The following is a 21,092-nucleotide window of genomic DNA, read 5'->3' as shown; positions in this document are numbered from 1 at the left end:
ATGACCGAGCCACGGCAGTTTCGCGATGAGCCAGTTACCCAAGAGGTGCAATCGGCCAACACGGTCTTTCGTGGCTGGGTCTGGAACATCGAATCCGAGACCTTCGACTATGGCGAAGGCACGCTCACTCGTGAGTTCGTAGATCACACCGGCGCCGTGGCCATCCTCGCCCTCGACGAGGATGATCGGGCGCTATTCGTGCAGCAGTACCGGCACCCGGCACGCACGCGTGATTGGGAACTGCCGGCGGGGCTGCTTGATGCACCGGGCGAATCCGCGCTCGCGGCCGCGAAGCGTGAGCTTGCGGAAGAGGCCGATCTGGCAGCGGCTCGCTGGGATCTCCTGCTTGATTTTTGGACGTCACCGGGCGGCTCGAGCGAGTCCATCCGCATCTATCTTGCTCGAGAGCTCACCTCGCTTGCACCATTCGAGCGCACGGCTGAAGAGGCCGATATTGTCATCGCTTGGGTGTCGCTCGATGAGGCACTGGAGGCGGTCATGCGCGGCGACCTGCACAACCCGGCAGCCCTGCAGGCGATCTTCGCGGCAACTGAGGCGCGTCGACGCGGCTGGTCAACCTTGCGTCCTGCTGACACCGAGTGGGACACGCGTCCGACCGGCCCCCGCGTGCTGCCGAAGGCACTCGCGGACGGCGGGCACAAGTGACCGCGAACGCAGCCAACGACGTTCCAGAGCAGCCAGCACCGCGGCCAAGCAAGTTCGCTCGCTCGACCGACCGCTATCTGCGGCATCTCGCGATCGAGCGCGGGCTTTCGACGAATTCGCTTGGCGCCTACCGTCGCGACCTCGCCCGCTACCAGGAATGGCTCGCTGAGCGCGATATTGCCGATGCGGCCGAGGTCACCCCGGGTCTCGTACAAGAACACATCGCCTGGTTGCGCACCCCGGTCGCCGAAGGTGGCCTGGCACTCGCGGCATCGTCGACGACCCGTGCCGCCTCGAGCATCCGCGGTCTGCACCGCTTTCTCGAAGAAGAGGGCGACGTGAGCGACGATGTCACCGTTGACCTGGTGACCCCGAAACTGCCGTCTCGACTGCCGAAGGCACTCACGATCGGTGAGGTCGAGCGACTCTTGCAGGCGGCCGGGGGAGATGACCCGGTGCAATTGCGCGATCGGGCACTGCTCGAATTGCTCTACGCGACCGGTGCCCGAATCTCTGAGGCCGTGGCGCTCAGTGTTGATGACGTCATCGACCGCGATATGGTGCGCGTACGTGGTAAGGGTCAGAAACAGCGCGTTGTGCCGCTTGGCTCATATGCCCAGGATGCGGTGAACGCGTATCTCGTGCGCGCCCGGCCGATTTTCTCGGCCCGCGGGGTGGCCGATCCCGGGCTTTTCCTCGGGGTGCGCGGGAAGCGACTCAGCCGCACGGCGGCCTGGAACATTCTTCAGCGCATTGCCGAGCGTGCCGAACTCGCCGAGCACGTGTCGCCCCACGTGTTGCGGCACTCGTTTGCCACGCACCTCATGCAGGGCGGGGCGGATGTGCGCGTCGTGCAGGAACTGCTTGGCCACGCCTCGGTGTCAACGACGCAGATCTACACGAAGGTGACGGCAGAGGCGCTGCGGGAGATGTACGCCACCGCGCATCCGCGAGCACGCTAGGCATATCCGCGCTGCGGAGCGCTTGCCTGGGCGCTCAGGATGCCGGTTACGGCGAGCTACTGCGCGTTTTCGTTTGCGTTAGCGTTCGCCGTATTGTCGGGGCGGCCGCCGTGTCCCGAGCTATTGGTGGAGCCCTGCCCGTTGGTGCCGCCATTCGCGTTCGCGTTGCCGTTGGGGTTGACGTTGCCGTCGGGTGCGGAGGTCCCGGGAGACGGAGACGGTTCGAGGCTCGGGGAGGGATCTGAGCCGCCACCCGTACTCGTGCCAGTGCCAGTGCCTGGGTCGGACGGCGAAGGTGCGGGTCCTGAGTTATTGCTCTCGCTCGGTGCTGGGGCGGGCGCCGGTGCGGGCGCGGGCGCGGGGGCTGGGTCAACCGGCCCCGACCCCCGACGGTTCCTCTGGCGAATACGGTGCGGACGGTGATGACGAGCCATTCCCCGTGCCCGAGCTTTCACCGGGGGCCTTGCCCCGGTCACTCAGATCGCTCCCCGGCGTCGGCTCCTCACTAATCTGCGGGCCCTTCAGTGCTGGAATCACGCGAGTATCGAACTTCGCAACCTCGTTGCCGAGCTCAGTGACCACGCTCACCGCATACTTCTCGTCGGGCTTGAGCGTCTTCGCGAGCTCATCATCGAGTCGACGGAACTCTTTGAGCTCAGCCTCGGTGAGGGGACGCCCGGCGTCGATCGTGCGCTTCGGCCACTGACCCGATTCGGTTTGCACGACGACGTGGCCGAATGAGAGCCATTCCGGTCGCTCAGCTGACGTGAGTCGCTCATACCCGAGCGCGGGATCAGCTTGGGAGGCGGCAACGTCGAGGCGGTACGTCGCGACACCAGCCGGTCCGAGCTGGGTCAATTCTGCGGTGTTCGGTTCGAGCGAGCCGACGAAGGTGACGAGCTCAGTCCACTCGGCGGGATCACGCTCGAGTCGATTTGCGCGCAATTCGTGTGCATCGCCAAAGATGTACACGACGGCGGCGACATCGAGTTCGCTACCAAACAGGGTCGTGAGTAGGCGTCCGGCAACAGCTTGGTCAGCATCCGGTTCGAGGGCGAGACGCACGGTTAATTCAACATTCGAGACGCCCGCGGTCGCGGTCGGAGTCAATTCGTAGCTCGCCGCGATCGCGGAATCATCGACGGCTTCGCGGATGAGCGCCTCTTGCATCGACTTGCGTTGGCCGGGCTCGAGAAGGCTAGTGATCACCGCCAACATACCGATGAGCAATAGGGCGACGCTTCCCAGCGCGCCGGCCATAAGCCAGCGCGATCCGCGCGCTCGCTCGATCAGCATGCTTTTCAGACTAAGTCAAACAGGTGTCGCAATGCACAACCGTCTGAAAAATACGGTGACTTTCGACAGTACGCCTGACCCTCAACTAGAGGTTGAAGTGCCTTGGCCGACACCCGCCACCACGCCTCAATTGACATTGACTGCGGGGATACGATGCCCGAAACGAGTCACGAGACTGTGGCGAGCGATGTTGACTACAAGGAGGCGGATTGATGGCAAAACCTGACGCCGAGCTACCGGAGCTTCCCGGCCTCGAAGTCCCCGCCGACCTGCTCAAACCGACGACTCCGCGACCTGCCCGCCCGAGCGAACCGGCGCCGGTTCCCGCGAGCGGCAGCGAACCCGGCCGCCCGCGCTCCGCAGAAGCCGTGTCGACGCGCCTCTATAAGAAGTTCCCAGTGCCTGAAGCGCTCGCCGAACATGGCCCGGCCCGGGTCATCGCGATGTGCAACCAGAAGGGTGGCGTGGGTAAGACCACCACCTCGATCAACCTCGCAGCCTCGCTTGCGGACTACGGTCGCCGCGTCCTCTGCGTCGACTTCGACCCGCAGGGTGCACTCTCGGCGGGCCTCGGCATCTCGACCCACAACTCGATCACGATCTACGATCTGCTCATCGGGCGGGTGCAGGATCCGCGGCAGGCCATCCAGCAGACTGGCTTCGAGGGGCTCGACGTTATCCCCGCGAACATCGACCTCTCGGCGGCGGAAGTGCACCTCGTCACCGAGGTGGCGCGCGAGCAGATCCTCGCGTCGATTTTGCGCAAGGTCGCCGACGATTACGACGTCATTCTGATCGACTGCCAGCCCTCGCTCGGCCTACTCACCGTGAACGCGCTCACCGCGAGCCACGGCGTGATGATTCCGCTCGAATGCGAGTACTTTGCCTTGCGCGGCGTGGCCCTCCTCATCGAAACGATCGAGAAGGTGCGCTCGCGCCTCAACCCCGCCCTCGAACTCGATGGCATCCTGCCGACCATGTTCGACGGCCGCACCCTGCACGCTCGCGAAGTGCTCGACCGCGTCTACGAGGTATTCGGCGACAAGGTGTTCGACACGGTGATCGGACGCACGGTGAAGTTCCCCGACGCTTCGGTCGCGGGCGTACCGATTGTCGAGTTCGCCCCGACGCATCCGGCCGCACAGGCCTACCGCCAACTTGCCCGCGAGCTGGTGGCCCGCGGTGCTGCAGCCTGACCAAGTCGACTCGCTCGACGCATCCAGCGAGACACCGTTCAGTGTCACGCTCGAGGTGTTCTCGGGGCCGTTCGACCTCTTGCTGCAGCTCATTGCGAAGCACGAACTCGACATCACCGATATCGCGCTGTCGAAGGTGACCGACGAGTTCATTGCGCATGTTGCGGGTCTCGAAACCCTCGGCGAACTCGACCAGGCAAGTGAATTCATCGTGGTGGCGGCGACGCTCCTCGACATGAAGCTCGTGAGTCTCCTGCCGCAGGGCGAATACGTGGATGCGGATGATGTCGCCGTGCTCGAAGCACGCGACCTCTTGTTCGCAAAGCTCCTGCAGTACCGCGCGTTCAAACAGGCCGCGACCTGGTTTGCCGAACAATTCGATGCTGAATCAACACGGAACCCGCGCACGGTGCCACTTGAGGCGAAGTTTCGAGAGCGCATCCCCGAACTTGTCTGGACGCTCTCGCTCGACGATTTCGCGGCAATGGCCGCGCTCGCATTTGCGCCGAAGCAATTGCCGACCATCGGGCTTGACCACCTGCATGCCCCGCTCGTATCGATTCGTGAGCAGGCCGCCCAGGTGGTTCGCCGCCTGCGCGAAGGTGGGCCTGCCACATTCCGCGAGCTCGTGGCTGACGCGGATGCACCGGGTGTCGTGATTGCGCGGTTCATCGCGGTGCTTGAGCTCTACCGCCGCTCGGCGGTGGAACTTGAACAGGAGTCGCCGCTCGGAGAATTGCTCGTGCGCTGGGAAGCGACCGAATGGCACGATGACGAACTCGGCACACTGGGGGCGGACTATGACCGATGAACAGGCGATTGACGCAACAGATCATGGCGAGGCGCCGCAGGTAGATCTTGAGCGGGCGCTCGAGGCGATCTTGTTTGTCACCGATGAGCCCATCGGGGTGGTCGCGCTCGCGGCTGCGGTCTCGCATCCGGTCGCTCAGGTGCGCGATGCGGTGGCGCGGCTTGTAGCCGACTACAATGGAGAGCTTGGCGGTGTCGTGCGCGGATTCGAGTTGCGCGAGATCGGTGGCGGCTGGCGCATGTATGTGCGCGGCGACTACGACGAGATCGTCGGCGACTACGTGTCGGTGCGACAACCCTCGAAGCTTTCGCAGGCCGCCCTCGAAACGCTCACGGTGATCGCCTACCGCCAACCGATTACACGTTCACAGATTGCGCAGGTGCGCGCTGTGAATGTCGATTCGGTGGTGCGCACACTGCTGGCACGGGGACTCGTCACCGAAACTGGACATGACGCCACAACCGGCGCCGCACTTTATGCAACAACCGAGCTACTGCTAGAGCATCTCGGAATTAACTCGCTCGACGAGCTGCCGAAAATTTCGCCGCTTCTCGACGACGGACAGGATGGATTCGATGACTGAGCACGATCGCCGGGATGGCGGACGTCGAGACGGCGCCTCGCGCCGCGGTACGAGTAGCCGGATGGGGTGGAGTCGCGGTGGTGAGCGCGGGCCGAGCGATCGCGGTGAGCGTTCGCCGGAGCGTCGTCAGCGCAGTGACCAGCCTCGTCACGATCGACCGCAGCGCCCGCGAGAAGATTGGCGCGAAACGAAGGCTCGCCGCGATGAAGAACGTCGCGAGGATGCGCAGGCGCGCGAGGCCGTGCGCCGAGCCGCGCAGGAACGTCCTGAGGGCGGCTACTCGCTCACTGATTTCGACGACATTCCCTTCCACCCAGAGCATCGACCCGCGTCAGCTGCCCCAGCGCCGGAGCGCAGCACTGAGGGCGTGCGCCTGCAGAAGGTGCTCGCGAACGCTGGCGTCGCGAGCCGCCGTGTCTGCGAAGACCTCATCACTGCCGGTCGCGTCTCGGTGAATGGCAAGGTGGTGACCGAACTCGGCACCCGCATCGACCCGGAAACCGACAAGGTCGTCGTGAACGGCACTCCGGTGCAACTCGACCAGTCGAAGCGCTACCTCTTGCTCAATAAGCCCGTTGGTGTGGTGTCGACGATGCGCGATGAGCAGGGTCGACCCGACCTGCGTCGCTACACGAAGCACTACCCCGAGCGGCTCTACAACGTCGGGCGGCTGGATGCGGAAACGAGCGGGCTGCTCATCCTCACCAACGATGGCGAACTCGCGCACGTGCTCGCGCATCCGTCGTTCGGTGTGACGAAGACGTATGTCGCGAAGGTGCGTGGCCAGCTCTCGCAAGGAACGCTGCAAACGCTATTGCACGGCATCATGCTCGAAGACGGACCGATTAAGGCCGATGCTGCGCACATCCTCGGCGGTGGTACCGGCCGCGACGCCACGCTCGTCGAGGTGACGCTGCACTCGGGCCGAAACCGCATCGTGCGACGCATGTTTGAGGCGGTCGGGCACCCGGTGCAGGAGCTAGTGCGTCGCAGCTTTGGTCCTCTGCAACTCGGTGTGCTGCGTGAAGGTGACGTACGCGAGCTCACGAAGACGGAGCTTGGTCAATTGCTCAAGCTCGGCCGACGTGCCGAGGCTGCCGAAGCGCGCAAGTCGGCGCCGCGAGAGCGAGACGAGTCGGGTCAGCGCGACCAGCGCCGCGGCGAGCGCGGCGGCGACCGTGAGCCGCGACCGCGTGACCGTCCGCAGCCGCGCGAGGAGCGTGGACGCGACGACCGTGCGCGTGGTGGGCGACGCGAGGATGCTCGTGGCGGCCGTAGCGATCGCGAGCCGCCTCGCGAGCGTGGCGGGTTCGGCGGCCAGCGCCAGCGGGACGACGAACGGCGCGGTGGCTACCGCGATGAACGATCGCGCGATGGCGGTCGTGGCGGGTACCGCAGTGAGCGGCCCGGCAGCGAGCGGCGCGATTTCCGGACTGATCGGAACCGCGACGCAGACCAGCGCCGAGGAGACCGAACTGACGGCGCTCGCGGCGATCGCTCGCGCAACGACAACTTCCGCGGAGACAGCGGCCGCAATGGTGGGTACGGCCGGCGTGGCTCGCGCGACGCCGGGCGCGATGGTTCGCGCGGCGGCTTCCGAGGTGAAAACGAACGCAGTGACCGCTCGCGCGGAGGGTACCGCGGCGATGGTCAACGCGGTGAGAATGCTCGCGATAGCGGATACCGCGGTGACGGTCCGCGTGGTGGCTACCGAGGCGGCAACTCCCGCGGCGATGCTCCGCGTGGAGGCGCATCGCGCAATGACAACAATTACCGCGGTGGAAGCTCACGTGAGCACGACCGCGGCAGCGGCTCGAGCGGCGGCTTCCGTGGTGGCTACCGTGGCGACGACAACCGCGGCGGCTCGGGTGATCGGCCCGGCGGTGGCTTCGGCGGCTCGCGCGGCGGGCGCGGCGGCTCCAACCGCGGTGGCGGCGGCATGAACGGCCGCGGCGGTCGCGGCCGCAACCCTCGAGGTGGTCAGCGATGACCCCCACCCGCACCAACTCACCGGTACTTATTGTCGGCACCGGACTCCTCGGTACTTCGGTGGGATTAGGCCTGCGACGCCTCGGCGTTGACGTCATGCTCAGCGATGCTTCCCCGGCAGCGCTCCACCTCGCCGCCGACTATGGCGCCGGACGGCCCGCGCCCGCAACCAGCGCGAGCGATGCATCCCGCGACGATACGCCGCAGATCGTCGTCGTTTGCGTACCGCCCGACGTCACCGCCAAGGTCGTCGTCGAGCAATTGCGCGCCTGGCCGAACGCCATCGTCACCGATGTCGCAAGCGTCAAGGCCGCGCCACTCAACGCCGTGCGCGAGTCGGGCATCGATCTCGCGCGCTACCTCGGCTCGCATCCCATGGCCGGTCGTGAAACGGGTGGTCCGCTCGCGGGCCGGGCCGACCTCTTCCTCGGTCGCCCCTGGGTGATCGCGACCCACCAAGCGACAACCGTTGCCGCACTGCAAGAGATCGAGGGCTTGGCGCTCGATCTCGGCGCGACGACCGTCACGATGACCGCCGACGAGCACGACGATGCCGTCGCTCTCATCTCGCATGTGCCGCAGCTCGTGTCGAGCGTCATGGCCGAACGACTCCTCGACGACGAGGCCGGCGCCTCGGCGCTCGCGGGCGGAGGCCTGCGCGATGTCACCCGCATCGCCGCGAGCGACCCGACGCTGTGGATCCAGATCCTCTCGGCGAACGGTCCGCGCGTCTCCCGCATCCTGCGTGCCGTGGCAGATGACCTCGGTGAGTTGGCCGACGCGCTCGCTGATGTGGATCGCGCTGGCTCGCGCCGTGTCGTCGCCGAACACATGCGCGCCGGCAACGAGGGTGTGGCGCGCATCCCCGGCAAGCACGGTTCGCGCCGCAAGTTTGCTTCGGTCACGATCATGGTCGACGACCGGCCGGGCCAGCTCGCGCGCCTGTTCAACGAGATCGGCGACGCGAACATCAACGTCGAAGAGATTTCGCTTGAGCACTCGCCGGGCGCCAATATCGGTCTCGCCGAAGTGTGGGTACTGCCCGAAGTGCGGCAGCGCCTTGTCGATGAACTCGAACAGCGCGATTGGAAGGTGGCACATTGACCGACGCATCCCGCAATATCGTTGTCGCCATTGACGGGCCCTCGGGCTCGGGCAAATCGACCGTCGCCCGCGCGGCCGCGACCGATCTCGGCTGGCACCTCCTCGACACCGGCTCGGTGTACCGGGCGCTCACGTGGTTCGCCGGGCGCCGCGGCGTCGACACTGCTGACCAGGATGCGGTGGTGGCGCTCCTGCCCGACTTCTTCCGCGGGTGGGAGCTTTCAGTGCTGCCCGAAGAACGCTGGGTGCGTGTTGACGGCGTCGACGTCACCGACGCGATTCGCACCACCGAAATCTCGAGTCTCGTCTCAAATGTCGCGACGAATCTCGCGGTGCGGAAGGCCGTCAACGAGCGCTTCCGCGAACTCCTTTTCGGCGACGACGCTCCCGGCATCATCGCCGAGGGTCGCGATATCACCACGGTCGTTGCCCCGGATGCGCCGGTACGCATCCTGCTCACCGCAGACGAGTCGGCACGCATCCGCCGCCGCCTTGCCGAAAAGGCCGGTGACGATGCCGCGGCAGTCGCCGCCTCGGTCGCCGAACGGGATGCGCGCGACTCGACCGTCGTCACGTTCACGACCGCCGCCGATGGGGTCGTTACGCTCGACACCACTGAACTTGATCTTGACCAGTCGATTGCCGCGGTCATTGACCTCATCCGTGAACACGGAATCAGCCGAAAGGGGAGCGCCGAATGACCGACGCGACCAACAACGAGCCCACAGAGTTCGATTTCGACAGCCGTCCCGCCTACGAGCGGGAGCTCATGGCCGGAGACGCTGATCTCGATCTCGACTTTGCCGAGGGCGCCGAAGAGTTTGCCGCCCGCATCCACGACCTCGATGACGAAGACGCCAACCAGCGCGCCGACATGCTGCGCCGGAGCCTCGAGGACTACGACCTCGACGACGACGACCTGGCCGTGCTCTCGGGATCGGGCATGGATGAATACGGCGTCTACACGATGCCGGCACTGCCGGTGCTCGCCGTCGTCGGCCGACCGAACGTCGGCAAGTCGGCGCTCGTCAACCGCATCATTGGCCGCCGCGAAGCCGTAGTCGAAGATGTTCCGGGCGTCACCCGCGACCGCGTCACCTACAAGGCCGAGTGGGAGGGCCGCTGGTTCACCCTCGTCGACACCGGCGGTTGGGAACCGGATGCCCGCGGCATTGACCGCTCGGTCGCCGAGCAGGCAGAGATCGCCGTTGAACTCGCGGATGCGGTGCTCTTCGTCGTCGACGCCAACGTCGGCGCCACCTCGACTGACGAGCACGTCGTGCGGATGCTGCGCCGCTCAGACCGCCCGGTGATTCTCGTGGCCAATAAGGTCGACGATGTCGTGCAGGAACCGAATGCCGCAGCACTCTGGAGCCTCGGTCTCGGTGAGCCGTGGCCGGTGTCGGCGCTGCACGGTCGCGGCGTCGCTGACCTTCTTGATGAGGTCATGCGTGTGCTGCCGCAGGAATCGGCCGTCGCCAAGGAAGAAGTGGGCGGACCGCGCCGCGTGGCGATTGTCGGCCGCCCGAACGTCGGCAAGTCGAGCCTCCTCAACAAGGCGGCGGGGGAGGAGCGTGTCGTCGTCAACGACCTCGCTGGCACCACCCGCGACCCGGTCGACGAGCTCGTTGAGCTCGGTGGCCGACTCTGGCGCTTCGTCGACACGGCGGGCATCCGTCGTCGCGTGCACCTGCAGCAGGGCGCCGACTTCTACGCTTCGTTGCGCACCGCCGCCGCGGTCGACAAGGCCGAGGTCGCGGTCGTTGTCTTCGACGTCACCGAACCCATCGGCGTGCAGGATGTGCGCATCGTTGAGATGGTGCTGCAATCGGGCCGCGCGCTCGTGCTCGCCTTCAACAAATGGGATGAACTCGACGATGAGCGCCGCTGGCAGCTCGAGCGCGAGATCGAACAGGACCTCGCACACGTGTCGTGGGCACCGCGCGTGAACATCTCGGCGAAGACCGGGCGTCACCTGGAGAAGCTTGTGCCGGCGCTCGAAACCGCGCTCGACTCGTGGGACACCCGTATCGCCACAGGCAAGCTCAACGCCTTCCTCACCGAACTCGCCCAAGAGTTCCCGCACCCGCTGCGTGGCGGAAAGCAGCCGCGCATCCTGTTTGCGACGCAGGCACAGACGCGCCCGCCGACATTCGTGCTGTTCACGACCGGCTTCCTCGACCCGGGCTACCGCCGCTTTGTGCAGCGTCGACTGCGCGAGGTGTTCGGTTTTGTGGGCACCCCCATCCAGGTGAATATGCGAGTGCGCGAACGCCGTAAGCGTAAGTAGTGCGTAACTTCCGTTGGGTAAGCTGGCGGGTAGCAATCATCTGAGATCTGCGCCCACCTGGACCCAATGGAGGCATGTCCAATGACCGATCAGCACACCCAGGCACAGGCCGAGTGGTTTGACCGCGTCGCAGCCGCCGAGACGATCATTCCGCTCGTCTCGAAGCTGTACCGCGAGAACAACATCGTGACCTCGATTCACGGCCGTCGTCTTATCAACCGCTCAGCCATTGAAGTGATCAAGGCGCACCGTGCCGCCCGTCGTCACCACGGCGAAGAGGTTGAGATCGAGCTCACGACGCGCATCCTCGAAGAGCTCTCGAAGATGGATGTGGCGACCGCCTCGGTCGACCTCGGCGCGCTCGCGCACCTCTACAAGGAGCAGGGCGAGGGTGACCTCGCAGCGTTCCTCGCGGAGCAGCTCAAGGAAGTCAAGCCCGCCGACGAGACCGGTCAGGGCGCCGACGTCGTGCTCTACGGCTTTGGTCGCATCGGTCGTCTGCTTGCCCGCATCCTCATTGAGCAGGCCGCGACCGGCCCGGGTCTGCGCCTGCGCGCCATCGTCGTGCGCAAGAACGGCGAGGACGACATTGAGAAGCGCGCTTCGCTCCTGCGTCGCGACTCGATCCACGGTCCGTTCAACGGCACCATCGTCGTCGACAAGGAAAACAACACGATCCTTGCCAACGGCACGCTCATCCAGGTGATCTACTCGAGCGACCCGACCACGGTCGACTACACCGAGTACGGCATCAACGACGCGATCGTCGTCGACAACACCGGCCGCTGGCGCGACGAAGAGGGGCTCTCGCAGCACCTCAAGGCGAAGGGCGTCAAGCGCGTTCTGCTCACCGCTCCCGGCAAGGGCGACATCCGCAACGTCGTGTTCGGCATCAACAGCAAGGACATCACCGACGAGGACGTCATCCTCTCGGCCGCTTCGTGCACCACGAACGGCATCACCCCGGTGCTGCGTGCGCTCGACGCGAAGTTCGGTGTTGAGCACGGTCACGTCGAGACGGTGCACTCGTTCACCAACGACCAGAACCTCATCGACAACTTCCACAAGGGTGCTCGCCGCGGTCGCGCCGCGACCCTGAACATGGTGCTCACCGAGACCGGCGCTGCGAAGGCCGTGTCGAAGGCGCTGCCCGAGTTTGCTGGCAAGCTCACCGGTAACGCGATTCGCGTTCCCACCCCGGATGTGTCGATGGCAGTGCTCAACCTCGAGCTCTCGAAGGAAGTCACCCGCGACGAGGTCAACGACTACCTCCGCGAGGTGTCGCTGCGTTCGAACCTGCGTCAGCAGATCGACTATGTCGAGTCGCCCGACATCGTCTCGACCGACTTCGTCGGCCACGAGCGTTGCGGCATCGTTGACGGTCTCGCAACCATCGCCAACGGCAACAAGCTCGTGCTCTACGTCTGGTACGACAACGAGTACGGCTACTCGAAGCAGGTTGTGCGCGTGATCGAGCAGCTCGGCGGCGTGCACCCGTCGGTCGTGCCGCACCGCAAGGATGTGCTCGAGATCTAGTTCTCGTTTGCTTGCGAAGCGGGCGGGTCACCTTTGTGGTGATCCGCCCGCTTCGTTATTGGATGCGCTCAGCCGTGTGCTGCACGTCTAGTTACCCGCGTGCTGAGGCACTCGAAGCACGTGTCTACGCGTTCGCTGAGGCGCTCGATCACGTCGACCAGCCGCTCCCGCAGCGCCTGCGCCCGCGCCGCAAAATCACGCTGCCGGCGCACATACTCGGCCTTGCCCTCGGGAGTTTCAATGGCGATGGCCGGTACCCCGTAATTGCTCACGTCGTACGGCGATGCCTGCATATCGGTCCAGCGAATCTCGCGGGCGAGCTCGAAGGTGTCGAGGAGGAGATCGCCGGGCACGAGTGGCCCGAGCTTCACCGCCCACTTGTAGAGGTCCATGTTCGCGTGCAGGCATCCAGCCTGTTCCATCGAACATTGCCTCTCGCGCGACGGTTGCAGGAGGTTTCGTGGGCGAGCATCCGGTGTGAAGAAGCGGAACGCATCGAAGTGCGTACACGAGATCTCATGCGACTCCACGACCGCATCGGTAGCTGCCTGTCCGAGCCGCAACGGAATCGGATGCCGGTGCTCCTCTTCGCGGTAGACCATCGCCCACTCGTGCAGTCCGAAGCAGGCAAAGCGCGGGGCACGGCCGAGGACGGCGCGGCTGAGCTCAGCGATCTGCTGCGCAATGTGCCCGCGCTCGGCGAGGAACGCCGCGGCGTCTACCGTGATGGCGCCGGATGATTCGCGGTGATACCAGCGAGGAAGTTCGGTGACGTCGGATTCGTAGGCGACGCCAATACCTGGATGCCACTTCCGCAGCACTGATGGCCGGTATGAGTAGTAGGTGAACAGAAAGTCATCGATCGCGTGGGCGCGGCCCGCGGCCCTTGCCTCGCGGTACTCGGCAGTGAGCGCATCCGCGCGTTCGGCGTGGGCGGCGCTCGCGGCGAGCGCTTGCTGCGAGGTGAGGATGCGGGCGGTGACGACTGACATTTCGTCAATTAGCGTACGCGCGTCGCGAGTTGTGGCCAATTGCTGGTGAGCCCGAGCGCATACTGGGGATGAACAAGAGAGGCGGCAGGCATGACCGAGGAGACGACCCCGATGACGCCTGAGTTTGAGCGCGGCGAAGATGTCGCAAGCGAACGGTGGGAAGTTCTTGATGCCGATGGCGCGCCGCTCGGTCGCATCATGTTGCGCGGCGTGAACCGATTTGAGCCGGGGGAGTACCACCTCGTCGTCGGCACGTGTGTGCAGCGGCCCGATGGACGCATCCTCGTGACCCAGCGCGCGCCGCAGAAACTCACGCACCCGAATATGTGGGAGTTTCCCGCGGGCAGTGCGCTCGCCGGTGAGTCGGGCGAGGTTGCCGCGGCTCGCGAACTTGGTGAAGAGGCGGGCATTGTTGTTGACGCGGCCGAACTCGTGCGCGTCGGTCGCGTGGTCGAACGCGCGAAGCTGTTCGACGTGTACTTCGTGCGATTGGCTAGTGACCCCGAGGTGGTCATGCAACTGGATGAGGTGAGCGACTTTAGGTGGCGCACCATCGACGAGGTACTCGACCCGGATGGCCCGATTGACTTCGCAGTGCCCTGGCGTCGGCGCTTGGCTGAAGTCGGCGAGCGCTTGCGGGAGCTCGCGTCGAGCTAGTTGTCGCGCGGAATCACGTAGTCGATGAGCTTCGCGTCGCCGGGGCCTAGCGACTCCCACTCGCCGTCGAATTCGAGTACGGCGATGGCGCTCGTTGGGAAGTTCTCGTCGAGGCTCGGCCAGCCCGGGTGGTCATCGCGCACGGCGAGACCGCGCACAATCTCGAGGACGCCCGGGAAGTGCGCAAGGATGAGCGCGGATTGCGTCTCGCTCGGGAGTTCGCGCAGCAGCTCGAGGTGATCTTCGGCACGGCCGTTGTACATCTGCTGGTAGAAGTTCACCTCGTTGGCTTCGGCGCCGCCCTCTTCTGCGGCAGCCCAGGTCTCGCGGGTGCGCGTCGACGTGGATGAGAGCACCTGGTCGATGGGCGCGCGGGTTGCGAGGTAGGCACCGGCGAGCGGCGCTTCGCGGCGGCCGCGCCCATTGAGCGGGCGCTGGTGATCGGCGTGACCGGTCGACCACGATGACTTCGCGTGGCGCATGACGTAGAGGGTGCGGGTCATGCGGTCAGCCTAGTCAGCGCATTTGGGAATGCCGCCGGAGCTGCATGACCGCGATGTGCGGGCATCCCGGCACCACCTGCAGCCGCTATTACGCGCGCTTCCGACTAATACGCCCGCTGCAGCGCGCGTATTAGTCGGAAACGCGCGTATTAGTGAGAAGCGCCAAGCCGCGTAGGCGCCAGACGGCACAACAAAGCGCGTGGGCGCGAGCATCAATGAGGATGCTCGCGCCCACGCGCGAAGAGCTAGAACCTACCAGCGCGGCTTGCGATCGGAACGGCCTTCGCCGCCCTGCCAGCCGCCACGGCCACCGCGGTCGTCACGGTTGCCGCCGAAGCCGCCGCGCCCGCCGCCGCGGTCATCGCGGAACCCACCGCGGTCACCGCGATTGTCCCTGTCGCCACGGAAGCCGCCGCGGTCACCCCGGTCATCACGGTCGCCACGGTAACCACCACGGCCGCCGCGATCGTCGCGGTAGCCACCGCGTCCGCCGCCACGGTCATCCCGGTAGCCGCCGCGGTTCTCGCGGTAGCCGCCGCCACGGTACCCACCGCGGTCGTCGCCGCCGCGCTCACGGGGAGCGGGACGGGAGTCGCGCTTGAGGTCGATGCGCTGGCCAGCGATCTCGGTGTGCTCGAGGCGCGAGAGCGTCTCCTGGCTGAGGTCAGCTGGCAGCTCGACGATCGAGAAGTTCGGCATGATTCGGATGTGGCCGATCTCATCGCGGCCAAGGCCACCCTCGTTCGCGAGGGCGCCCACGATGTAGCCGGGCTGCACGCGGTCGTTGCGACCAACCTCGATGCGGTACTGCACGAGGTCGTTGCGACGCTGGCGCGGTCCGTGGTCATCCCGGTCGCCGCGATCGCGGTCACGGTCACGACCGCGGTCGTTGAACGACTTGAGGTCGTCCTTGGCTGGGTCGAGCAGCAGCGGCGTCTCGCCCTGCGCAACGACGGCAAGTGCGGCCGCAACATCGCTCTCGGGAACATCGTTGTGACGCACGTAGTGGTCGATGATGTCGCGGAAGGCGCTGATGCGTTCGGTCTGCTCGAGCGCTTGGGTGATGGCATCGTCGAAGCGGGCGAGGCGCGTCGTGTTGATGTCTTCAGCGGTCGGCAGCTGCATCTCTTCAAGCGGCTGACGGGTCGTGCGCTCGATGATGCCGAGGAGGCGACGCTCGCGCGGCGTGATGAAGCTGATCGCAGCACCCGAGCGGCCCGCGCGGCCGGTGCGGCCAATGCGGTGCACGTACGACTCGGGGTCGGTGGGGATGCTGAAGTTCACGACGTGGCTGATGCGCTCGACGTCGAGGCCGCGGGCGGCGACGTCGGTGGCGACGAGGATGTCGATCTTGCCGCTCTTGAGGTCGCCGACGATGCGCTCGCGCTGGGCCTGCTGGATGTCGCCGTTGATGGCGGCAGCCGCGAGGCCGCGGGCGCGCAGACGCTCGGCGAGCTCTTCGGTCTCCGACTTCGTGCGGGCGAAGACGATCATGCCGTCGAATTCTTCGACCTCGAGGATGCGCGTGAGCGCGTCGACCTTGCGGGCGTGCGCAACGACGAGGTAGCGCTGGGTGACGTTCGTGGCCGTCGCAGTCTTCGACTTGACGGTGATCTCGGCCGCGTTGCGGAGGTACTGCTTCGAGATGCGGCGGATCTGCTGCGGCATGGTGGCCGAGAACAGGGCGACCTGCTTCTCTTCGGGCGTGGCCGAGAGGATCTCTTCCACGTCTTCGGCGAAGCCCATCTTGAGCATCTCGTCGGCCTCGTCGAGCACGAGGAAGCGCAGCTGCGACAGGTCGAGCGTGCCCTTCTTGATGTGGTCGATGACGCGGCCGGGGGTACCGACGACGACGTCAACGCCGCGGCGCAGCGCGGAAAGCTGCACACCGTAGGCCTGACCGCCGTAGACGGGCAGGAGGTGTACCTCGGGCATCTTGGCCGCGAACTTCTCGAATGACTCGGCCACCTGGATGGCGAGTTCGCGCGTGGGGGAGAGGACGAGCGCCTGCGGCACTCGCTTGCCCGGCTCGAGGCGCGAAAGGATGGGGAGTGCGAACGCGGCGGTCTTACCGGTACCGGTTTGCGCGAGGCCGACGACATCGCGACCCTCGAGGAGGGTGGGGATGGTGGCGGCCTGAATCGGGCTCGGGGTCTCGTAGCCGATTTCGGTGATTGCGGCGAGCACGTCGTCGCTCAGACCGAGGTCGGCGAAGGTCGGTTCGTTTGATTCGGGCTTGTCGGCCTGCTTGGGGGCTTCGGTAACCTCGGGCTGCTGAGCTTCGGGCTGCTCGCTCTCCGAGTCGGTCGTCGAGGCGTTGTCTTCGCCGACGAGGTTGAGGTCGTCGGTGAGGCCGAGGTCGTCGGAGTTTTGGAAGTCGCTGGGGTGCGTCATAGCGCGGAGGCTACCTTTCTGAGGTGCGTGATCGTCGGGATGCGGAGGGGACGATCACTGGCACAGGTAAGTACGCTCGTCGCAGACGCATCCGGCCCGGGTTTGGGCCTTGAGTCAAGAGGTGGGTGCGAGGGCGGCAAATTCACGCCCCGCAGTTACGCCACCGGTCCGGTGGCAGAGGAACTGACGCGTAGTGCTCGGTCATGCGCAATGAGGCATTGCCGACGCGTCAACCTGGCTACTCTACCGCATCGACTATTGGTTGGTCGAGTAGCGCGGCCCATTATCGTCGGTCGTGTGCCGCGGCCCTTTTTGGTTGGTCGAGTAGCGCGAAGCGCATATCGAGACCCCCGCCCACAAGCGGTCTCACTACCCCCGTTCCTCCTGCACCGAGTTCCCACCATCAACCACGAGCACCTGCCCGGTCACATACGACGCTCCCGGCGACGCGAGAAACTCGATCACCGCAGCAACTTCATCCGGTGTGCCCGAGCGCCCCAGCGGCACAGCGCGACCGAGCTCGTTCTCGCGCGGGGTTGCAGAACCGGTGGCAATCCATCCTGGTGCGACCGCATTCGCCGTCACCCCATGCGGTGCGAGATCGACTGACAGTGCGCGAGTCATGCCCACGAGCCCAGCCTTCGCCGCGTGATACCCGACGTCGCCGCCGAACGCGAGCACCGGCCCCGACACCGAGGCGACGGTGATGACGCGCCCGTGCTCCGCCTCGATGAGATGCGGCAGCGCCGCCTGCGTGAGCAAGAACGCTGTCGTGAGGTTTCGGTCGAGCGACCGTTTCCAGCCGGCGCGATCAAGCGATTGCATGGTGTTCGCCTCAGCGTCATCGCTCGGCTGGGCGATCGACGTCATGCCCGCATTGTTCACGAGCACATCGAGGCGGCCAAAGTTGTCGAGCGCAGCCCCCACGGTCGCGACTGCGCTCTCCTCATCGGTGAGATCGGCGACGACGGGAATCGCGGCATTCACGCCTGCGATCGTGTTGAGTTCATCGGCTCGAGCGCGGATGCGCACGGTGGTCGAGCCGATGACGACGCGGTAGCCAGCGCGCACGAGGCGCTCAGCGGCGGCGAAGCCAATGCCGTCGTGGGCTCCAGCGCCCGAGACAATAGCAACGCGACTGTGTTCAGCAGGATGCGACATGACAGGAGCGTAGCAACGCCCAGGTCGGGCGGGTGACCGGTGGCAGAATGGCGGCATGCGTCCGGTCACCGAGCAACAGATCAGAGGGTCGTTCATCAACGCGACGGCGGTCGAACTCGAGCAATTGCCGATGCCGGGATTGCACGAAGTGCTCTGGGAAGATCGCGAGTTTCTCGGTTGGCGCGACACTCGTGCGGCCCGCCGCGGCTACATCACCTATTGGCGTGGCGATGAAGTCGTGAGCATCGTGGTGACCGCGGCGGCGAGCGGCCTGCGTCCGGGGATTTCGGCGATGTGTTCGCTGTGCCACTCGACCCAGCCGTCGACGCAAGTGCGGATGTTTTCGGCGCGCTTTGCTGGCGATCGTGGCGACCGAGGTTCGTCAATGGGGACGTATCTGTGCGAGTCGTTGTCTTGCTCGTATGTGATTCGGCGGGGTCCGGCGTATTTCACGACGCCCGCGGAGCTGGAGCGTCGGGGTGCGGCGATGATTTCGCGGCTCGACCGGTTGGTGGGGCACGTGGCCGATAGCGAGTCGCGTTAGACGACGTGGCTTTCGACCTAGCATTCGTGCATGCCGCTGATTGAGCTTTCGACGCTGATTGCGTTTGCTCTCGCGTCGCTCGTGCTCATTGTTGTGCCCGGACCTTCGGTGTTGTTCGTGGTTGGGCGGTCGCTTGCCTACGGTTGGCGCGGCGGTCTCCTGAGCGTTCTCGGCAACGGGCTCGGAGGAGTGCCGCTCGTAATTCTCGTGGCATTCGGTGTTGGCGCGATTGTGGCGCAATCAGAGCTGCTGTTCACGATCGTGAAGCTGTTTGGCGCGGCCTACCTCGTGTATCTCGGTATCCAGGCGATTCGGCATCGGAATGATGAGGTAGCCGATGCGAGTGTGGGCGCGTTGCAGAGCCCGTGGCGGATGGTGTTGCAGGGGTTCATCGTCGGCGTGACGAATCCGAAAACCATCGTTTTCTTTGTGGCCGTGTTGCCACAGTTCGTGAACTTTCAGGCTGGGGCGATCGAGCTGCAGATGCTCGTGCTCGGCATCGTGTTCTTGGTACTCGGCGAACTCAGCGACTCCGTCTGGGCGCTCGCGGCGGGTGGCGCGCAGGCGTGGTTCGCGCGGTCGCCAGGGCGACGCGTTGCCATGCAGGCGGTGGGCGGCGCGCTGATGGTGGGCCTGGGTGTGGTGTTGGCGCTGAGTGGTGCGCAGGGCTAAAGGCTTTGCCCAATTGCCCAGAGCCGATCTGGGCGGCCGTCGATTGCTTCGGATAGTGCCATCGCCTGATCGTCAGACAGCGATGCCACGTAGTCGAGCACACCGCGGCCCCGGCCGAGCCGATGCGCTTCGGCGACGGTAGGCACCGGAATTCCTGGCAATGCGGCGCGTTCGAGATCCAGGTAGCCATCGGTCGCAAAATCGACCAGCTCACGAAGACGGGGCGGAATACGTTCGCGATCGTGTGCATCCTCGAGCCATGAAACAAACCCCTTCACGATGCGGGTCAGCACGCGGCTCAAACCGCGTTGGTACATCACGATATCGGGGCGGTTCAGCACGAAGTGCTTGTGCACGAACTTGAGTACGTTGACTTCATGCCACGCCTGGCGGTCAAGCGTTACTAGACCGGTGCGGGGGTTGTCTGTCGGTGCGAGAACGACAGATTCCTGCAGGTGCCGAATCCAGGTGCTTGTGAACGATGAAAGCCCGCGTTCTGCCGAGAGCGACCCGTCGAAGGGTTCGGCAAGTAGGCCGTCGACGAGGTCGTAGGAGACTCGCTGCACAGCATCCACGAACGCATCGTCGTCGGCGATCCACGGATCGTCTGTATGAAGCTTTCGGCGCAAGAGTTCCAGCGCACTTCCGGCGGGTGCGCGGTGAGCCGCGAGTGCCTGCCCATCTAGTCGGCTGAGCTCGAGCGAGTTGTCGAACCACGCGCCGAGTTCGCGGGCAACAGCAGCCTGCCCCAAAAGTCCTGCGCGATAGAAGTCGTCGACATCGTGCACCGAGTAGGCAATGTCATCGGCGATGTCCATCACGGTCGCTTCGAACGACTGCTGCAGGGGCAGCACGCCTGCGGAACCGGCGCGCGCATCCTCAAGGTCGGCGGCATCGAGGAAGTATGCCGAGTACTTGCGGACGACGAGTTCGTCGTGGACGCGCCGTAGACCCGGGGGCAGTCGGTCGTCGGGGAGCGCCGAAACATCGACCACTGGCGTCCACGGATACTTCGCCGATGCTGACCTCGTCGCTGCAGTGAGATTCAGCCCGCGGTCGGTACCGTGCCAAACATCGAGCGCCGTGAGGATGCGATAGGTCTGCGCGTTGCCCTCGAAGCCGTCCTCGAGTCCAAGTGTCTCGCGGGCAAGTCGGTTGAGTACTGATTCGCCGAGGTGTCCAAACGGTGGATGCCCGAGGTCGTGTGCGCTCGCGGCCGCCTGGACGACGATTGGATCGCAGGCGAATTCGGAGGAGTGGGGGCCTTCGGCGGCGAGCTGTTCGGCTAGCGTCGTCGCGATGGTGCGGGCCACTGCCGTGACCTTGAGCGAGTGCGTGAGTCGGTTGTGCACCAGTGGCCCGGCTCCGGTTTGACCAATCACCTGCGTCACAGCCGAGAGTCGCGCGAAGTATGGCGAGAACCGGATGCGTTCGAGGTCGCGGCGGAACTCGGTGTCACCGCTTGCCGCTTCGTGTCCGCCCGCGGAGTCAGCATGTGCTCGGGTGGTGCGGTCAATCGGCGACATTGTGGCTCCTCGGTGTTGCGATCTGCCCAGCTTGGCAGGTGCGCCTGAACCAAACGCGCCGTCGCTTCTGGGGTCGGCGAAGCGGTCGAGGATGCGCTAAGCTGTCCTGGTTGCCCGATGCGAATCAGGCAGCAGCGGGCTGTAGCGCAGCTTGGTAGCGCACTTGACTGGGGGTCAAGGGGTCGCAGGTTCAAATCCTGTCAGCCCGAC

The 21,092-nt window shown here is 65.5% G+C and carries 18 protein-coding genes, 1 tRNA gene and 1 pseudogene; 14 read left to right on the top strand and 6 right to left on the bottom strand.

What is annotated here, in order from left to right:
• Positions 1–666 (top strand): NUDIX domain-containing protein, encoded by a 666-nt coding sequence (locus EG850_RS12455; protein ID WP_124973960.1) that lies wholly within the window; start codon positions 1–3, stop codon positions 664–666.
• Positions 663–1,628, top strand: coding sequence for a site-specific tyrosine recombinase XerD (gene xerD, locus EG850_RS12450; protein WP_124973958.1), 966 nt, complete (start codon positions 663–665; stop codon positions 1,626–1,628). Before EG850_RS12455 ends, xerD begins: the two co-directional genes overlap by 4 nt.
• 369 nt (positions 1,629–1,997) lie before the next feature.
• On the opposite strand, the gene EG850_RS12440 is transcribed toward xerD, so the two are convergent.
• A complete protein-coding gene (locus tag EG850_RS12440) occupies positions 1,998–2,924 on the bottom strand; it encodes a hypothetical protein (RefSeq protein ID WP_124973954.1) in 927 nt (308 codons plus the stop codon).
• A gap of 212 nt (positions 2,925–3,136) precedes the next feature.
• Between EG850_RS12440 and EG850_RS12435 the strand changes: the two genes are divergently transcribed.
• From EG850_RS12435 to EG850_RS12400, 8 genes and pseudogenes are all read left to right on the top strand, one after another.
• Positions 3,137–4,120, top strand: coding sequence for a ParA family protein (locus EG850_RS12435; RefSeq protein ID WP_235829325.1), 984 nt, complete (start codon positions 3,137–3,139; stop codon positions 4,118–4,120).
• Positions 4,110–4,931 (top strand): segregation and condensation protein A, encoded by an 822-nt coding sequence (locus tag EG850_RS12430; protein ID WP_124973977.1) that lies wholly within the window; start codon positions 4,110–4,112, stop codon positions 4,929–4,931. The genes EG850_RS12435 and EG850_RS12430 overlap by 11 nt, the downstream gene beginning before the upstream one ends.
• Positions 4,921–5,514: an SMC-Scp complex subunit ScpB gene (gene scpB, locus EG850_RS12425; protein WP_124973952.1), complete on the top strand. Its 594-nt coding sequence runs from the start codon at positions 4,921–4,923 to the stop codon at positions 5,512–5,514. Before EG850_RS12430 ends, scpB begins: the two co-directional genes overlap by 11 nt.
• 301 nt (positions 5,515–5,815) lie before the next feature.
• Positions 5,816–6,604: pseudogene (locus EG850_RS13595) on the top strand (pseudouridine synthase); the annotation flags it as partial.
• An 896-nt stretch (positions 6,605–7,500) separates the two neighbouring features.
• Complete coding sequence (locus tag EG850_RS12415) at positions 7,501–8,607, top strand: prephenate dehydrogenase (RefSeq protein ID WP_124973950.1); 1,107 nt, start codon at positions 7,501–7,503, stop codon at positions 8,605–8,607.
• Positions 8,604–9,308: a (d)CMP kinase gene (gene cmk, locus EG850_RS12410; RefSeq protein WP_124973948.1), complete on the top strand. Its 705-nt coding sequence runs from the start codon at positions 8,604–8,606 to the stop codon at positions 9,306–9,308. The genes EG850_RS12415 and cmk overlap by 4 nt, the downstream gene beginning before the upstream one ends.
• A gap of 68 nt (positions 9,309–9,376) precedes the next feature.
• Positions 9,377–10,897 (top strand): ribosome biogenesis GTPase Der, encoded by a 1,521-nt coding sequence (der, locus tag EG850_RS12405; protein ID WP_124973975.1) that lies wholly within the window; start codon positions 9,377–9,379, stop codon positions 10,895–10,897.
• A gap of 81 nt (positions 10,898–10,978) precedes the next feature.
• Entirely contained in the window at positions 10,979–12,433 is a 1,455-nt protein-coding gene (locus tag EG850_RS12400; protein WP_124973946.1) for a glyceraldehyde-3-phosphate dehydrogenase, read from the top strand.
• Positions 12,434–12,501: 68 nt separating this feature from the next.
• Here the strand turns inward: EG850_RS12400 and EG850_RS12395 are convergent, their stop codons facing one another.
• Positions 12,502–13,425: a 3-methyladenine DNA glycosylase gene (locus EG850_RS12395; protein WP_235829324.1), complete on the bottom strand. Its 924-nt coding sequence runs from the start codon at positions 13,423–13,425 to the stop codon at positions 12,502–12,504.
• Positions 13,426–13,515: 90 nt separating this feature from the next.
• Here EG850_RS12395 and EG850_RS12390 point away from each other — a divergent pair, with 90 nt between their 5' ends.
• Positions 13,516–14,082: an NUDIX hydrolase gene (locus EG850_RS12390; RefSeq protein ID WP_124973944.1), complete on the top strand. Its 567-nt coding sequence runs from the start codon at positions 13,516–13,518 to the stop codon at positions 14,080–14,082.
• Here the strand turns inward: EG850_RS12390 and EG850_RS12385 are convergent.
• The 3 genes from EG850_RS12385 to EG850_RS12375 all read right to left on the bottom strand — a co-directional run bounded on the left by EG850_RS12385 (position 14,079) and on the right by EG850_RS12375 (position 18,140).
• Positions 14,079–14,585: a SixA phosphatase family protein gene (locus tag EG850_RS12385; protein ID WP_124973942.1), complete on the bottom strand. Its 507-nt coding sequence runs from the start codon at positions 14,583–14,585 to the stop codon at positions 14,079–14,081. The two genes, EG850_RS12390 and EG850_RS12385, sit on opposite strands and share 4 nt — an antisense overlap.
• Before the next feature lie 252 nt (positions 14,586–14,837).
• Positions 14,838–16,979 carry a DEAD/DEAH box helicase gene (locus EG850_RS12380; RefSeq protein WP_124973940.1) on the bottom strand — a complete coding sequence of 714 codons (2,142 nt, stop codon included), beginning with the start codon at positions 16,977–16,979 and terminating at the stop codon, positions 14,838–14,840.
• 369 nt (positions 16,980–17,348) lie between these two features.
• Positions 17,349–18,140 (bottom strand): SDR family NAD(P)-dependent oxidoreductase, encoded by a 792-nt coding sequence (locus EG850_RS12375; RefSeq protein ID WP_124973938.1) that lies wholly within the window; start codon positions 18,138–18,140, stop codon positions 17,349–17,351.
• Positions 18,141–18,195: 55 nt separating this feature from the next.
• On the opposite strand from EG850_RS12375, the gene EG850_RS12370 reads away from it, so the two are divergent.
• The gene (locus EG850_RS12370) at positions 18,196–18,684 is read left to right on the top strand and encodes an FBP domain-containing protein (protein WP_124973936.1); all 489 of its coding nucleotides are present in this window, start codon (positions 18,196–18,198) and stop codon (positions 18,682–18,684) included.
• Positions 18,685–18,714: 30 nt separating this feature from the next.
• Entirely contained in the window at positions 18,715–19,356 is a 642-nt protein-coding gene (locus EG850_RS12365) for a LysE family translocator (protein ID WP_185715071.1), read from the top strand.
• Here EG850_RS12365 and EG850_RS12360 read toward each other — a convergent pair.
• Positions 19,353–20,882: a deoxyguanosinetriphosphate triphosphohydrolase family protein gene (locus tag EG850_RS12360; RefSeq protein WP_124973934.1), complete on the bottom strand. Its 1,530-nt coding sequence runs from the start codon at positions 20,880–20,882 to the stop codon at positions 19,353–19,355. The genes EG850_RS12365 and EG850_RS12360 overlap by 4 nt on opposite strands.
• Positions 20,883–21,017: 135 nt before the next feature.
• On the opposite strand from EG850_RS12360, the gene EG850_RS12355 reads away from it, so the two are divergent.
• Positions 21,018–21,091 (top strand) — tRNA-Pro (locus EG850_RS12355).
• Position 21,092 lies beyond the last annotated feature (1 nt).

Origin of the sequence: Gulosibacter macacae, from assembly GCF_003865375.1 — a bacterium.
Classification (GTDB): Bacteria; Actinomycetota; Actinomycetes; order Actinomycetales; family Microbacteriaceae; genus Gulosibacter; species Gulosibacter macacae.
Note: the sequence above shows the minus strand (reverse complement) of the source record. Positions and strands in the feature narration are given on the sequence as shown.

Excerpts from the sequence above, each read along its gene's own strand:
- EG850_RS12455 (WP_124973960.1), top strand. The coding sequence starts at position 1 with ATGACCGAGCCACGGCAGTTTCGCGATGAGCCAGTTACCCAAGAGGTG.
- EG850_RS12440 (WP_124973954.1), bottom strand. The coding sequence starts at position 2,924 with ATGCTGATCGAGCGAGCGCGCGGATCGCGCTGGCTTATGGCCGGCGCG.
- EG850_RS12435 (WP_235829325.1), top strand. The coding sequence starts at position 3,137 with ATGGCAAAACCTGACGCCGAGCTACCGGAGCTTCCCGGCCTCGAAGTC.
- scpB (WP_124973952.1), top strand. The coding sequence starts at position 4,921 with ATGACCGATGAACAGGCGATTGACGCAACAGATCATGGCGAGGCGCCG.
- EG850_RS12415 (WP_124973950.1), top strand. The coding sequence starts at position 7,501 with ATGACCCCCACCCGCACCAACTCACCGGTACTTATTGTCGGCACCGGA.
- der (WP_124973975.1), top strand. The coding sequence starts at position 9,377 with ATGGCCGGAGACGCTGATCTCGATCTCGACTTTGCCGAGGGCGCCGAA.
- EG850_RS12400 (WP_124973946.1), top strand. The coding sequence starts at position 10,979 with ATGACCGATCAGCACACCCAGGCACAGGCCGAGTGGTTTGACCGCGTC.
- EG850_RS12395 (WP_235829324.1), bottom strand. The coding sequence starts at position 13,425 with ATGTCAGTCGTCACCGCCCGCATCCTCACCTCGCAGCAAGCGCTCGCC.
- EG850_RS12390 (WP_124973944.1), top strand. The coding sequence starts at position 13,516 with ATGACCGAGGAGACGACCCCGATGACGCCTGAGTTTGAGCGCGGCGAA.
- EG850_RS12385 (WP_124973942.1), bottom strand. The coding sequence starts at position 14,585 with ATGACCCGCACCCTCTACGTCATGCGCCACGCGAAGTCATCGTGGTCG.
- EG850_RS12380 (WP_124973940.1), bottom strand. The coding sequence starts at position 16,979 with ATGACGCACCCCAGCGACTTCCAAAACTCCGACGACCTCGGCCTCACC.
- EG850_RS12375 (WP_124973938.1), bottom strand. The coding sequence starts at position 18,140 with ATGTCGCATCCTGCTGAACACAGTCGCGTTGCTATTGTCTCGGGCGCT.
- EG850_RS12370 (WP_124973936.1), top strand. The coding sequence starts at position 18,196 with ATGCGTCCGGTCACCGAGCAACAGATCAGAGGGTCGTTCATCAACGCG.
- EG850_RS12365 (WP_185715071.1), top strand. The coding sequence starts at position 18,715 with ATGCCGCTGATTGAGCTTTCGACGCTGATTGCGTTTGCTCTCGCGTCG.
- EG850_RS12360 (WP_124973934.1), bottom strand. The coding sequence starts at position 20,882 with ATGTCGCCGATTGACCGCACCACCCGAGCACATGCTGACTCCGCGGGC.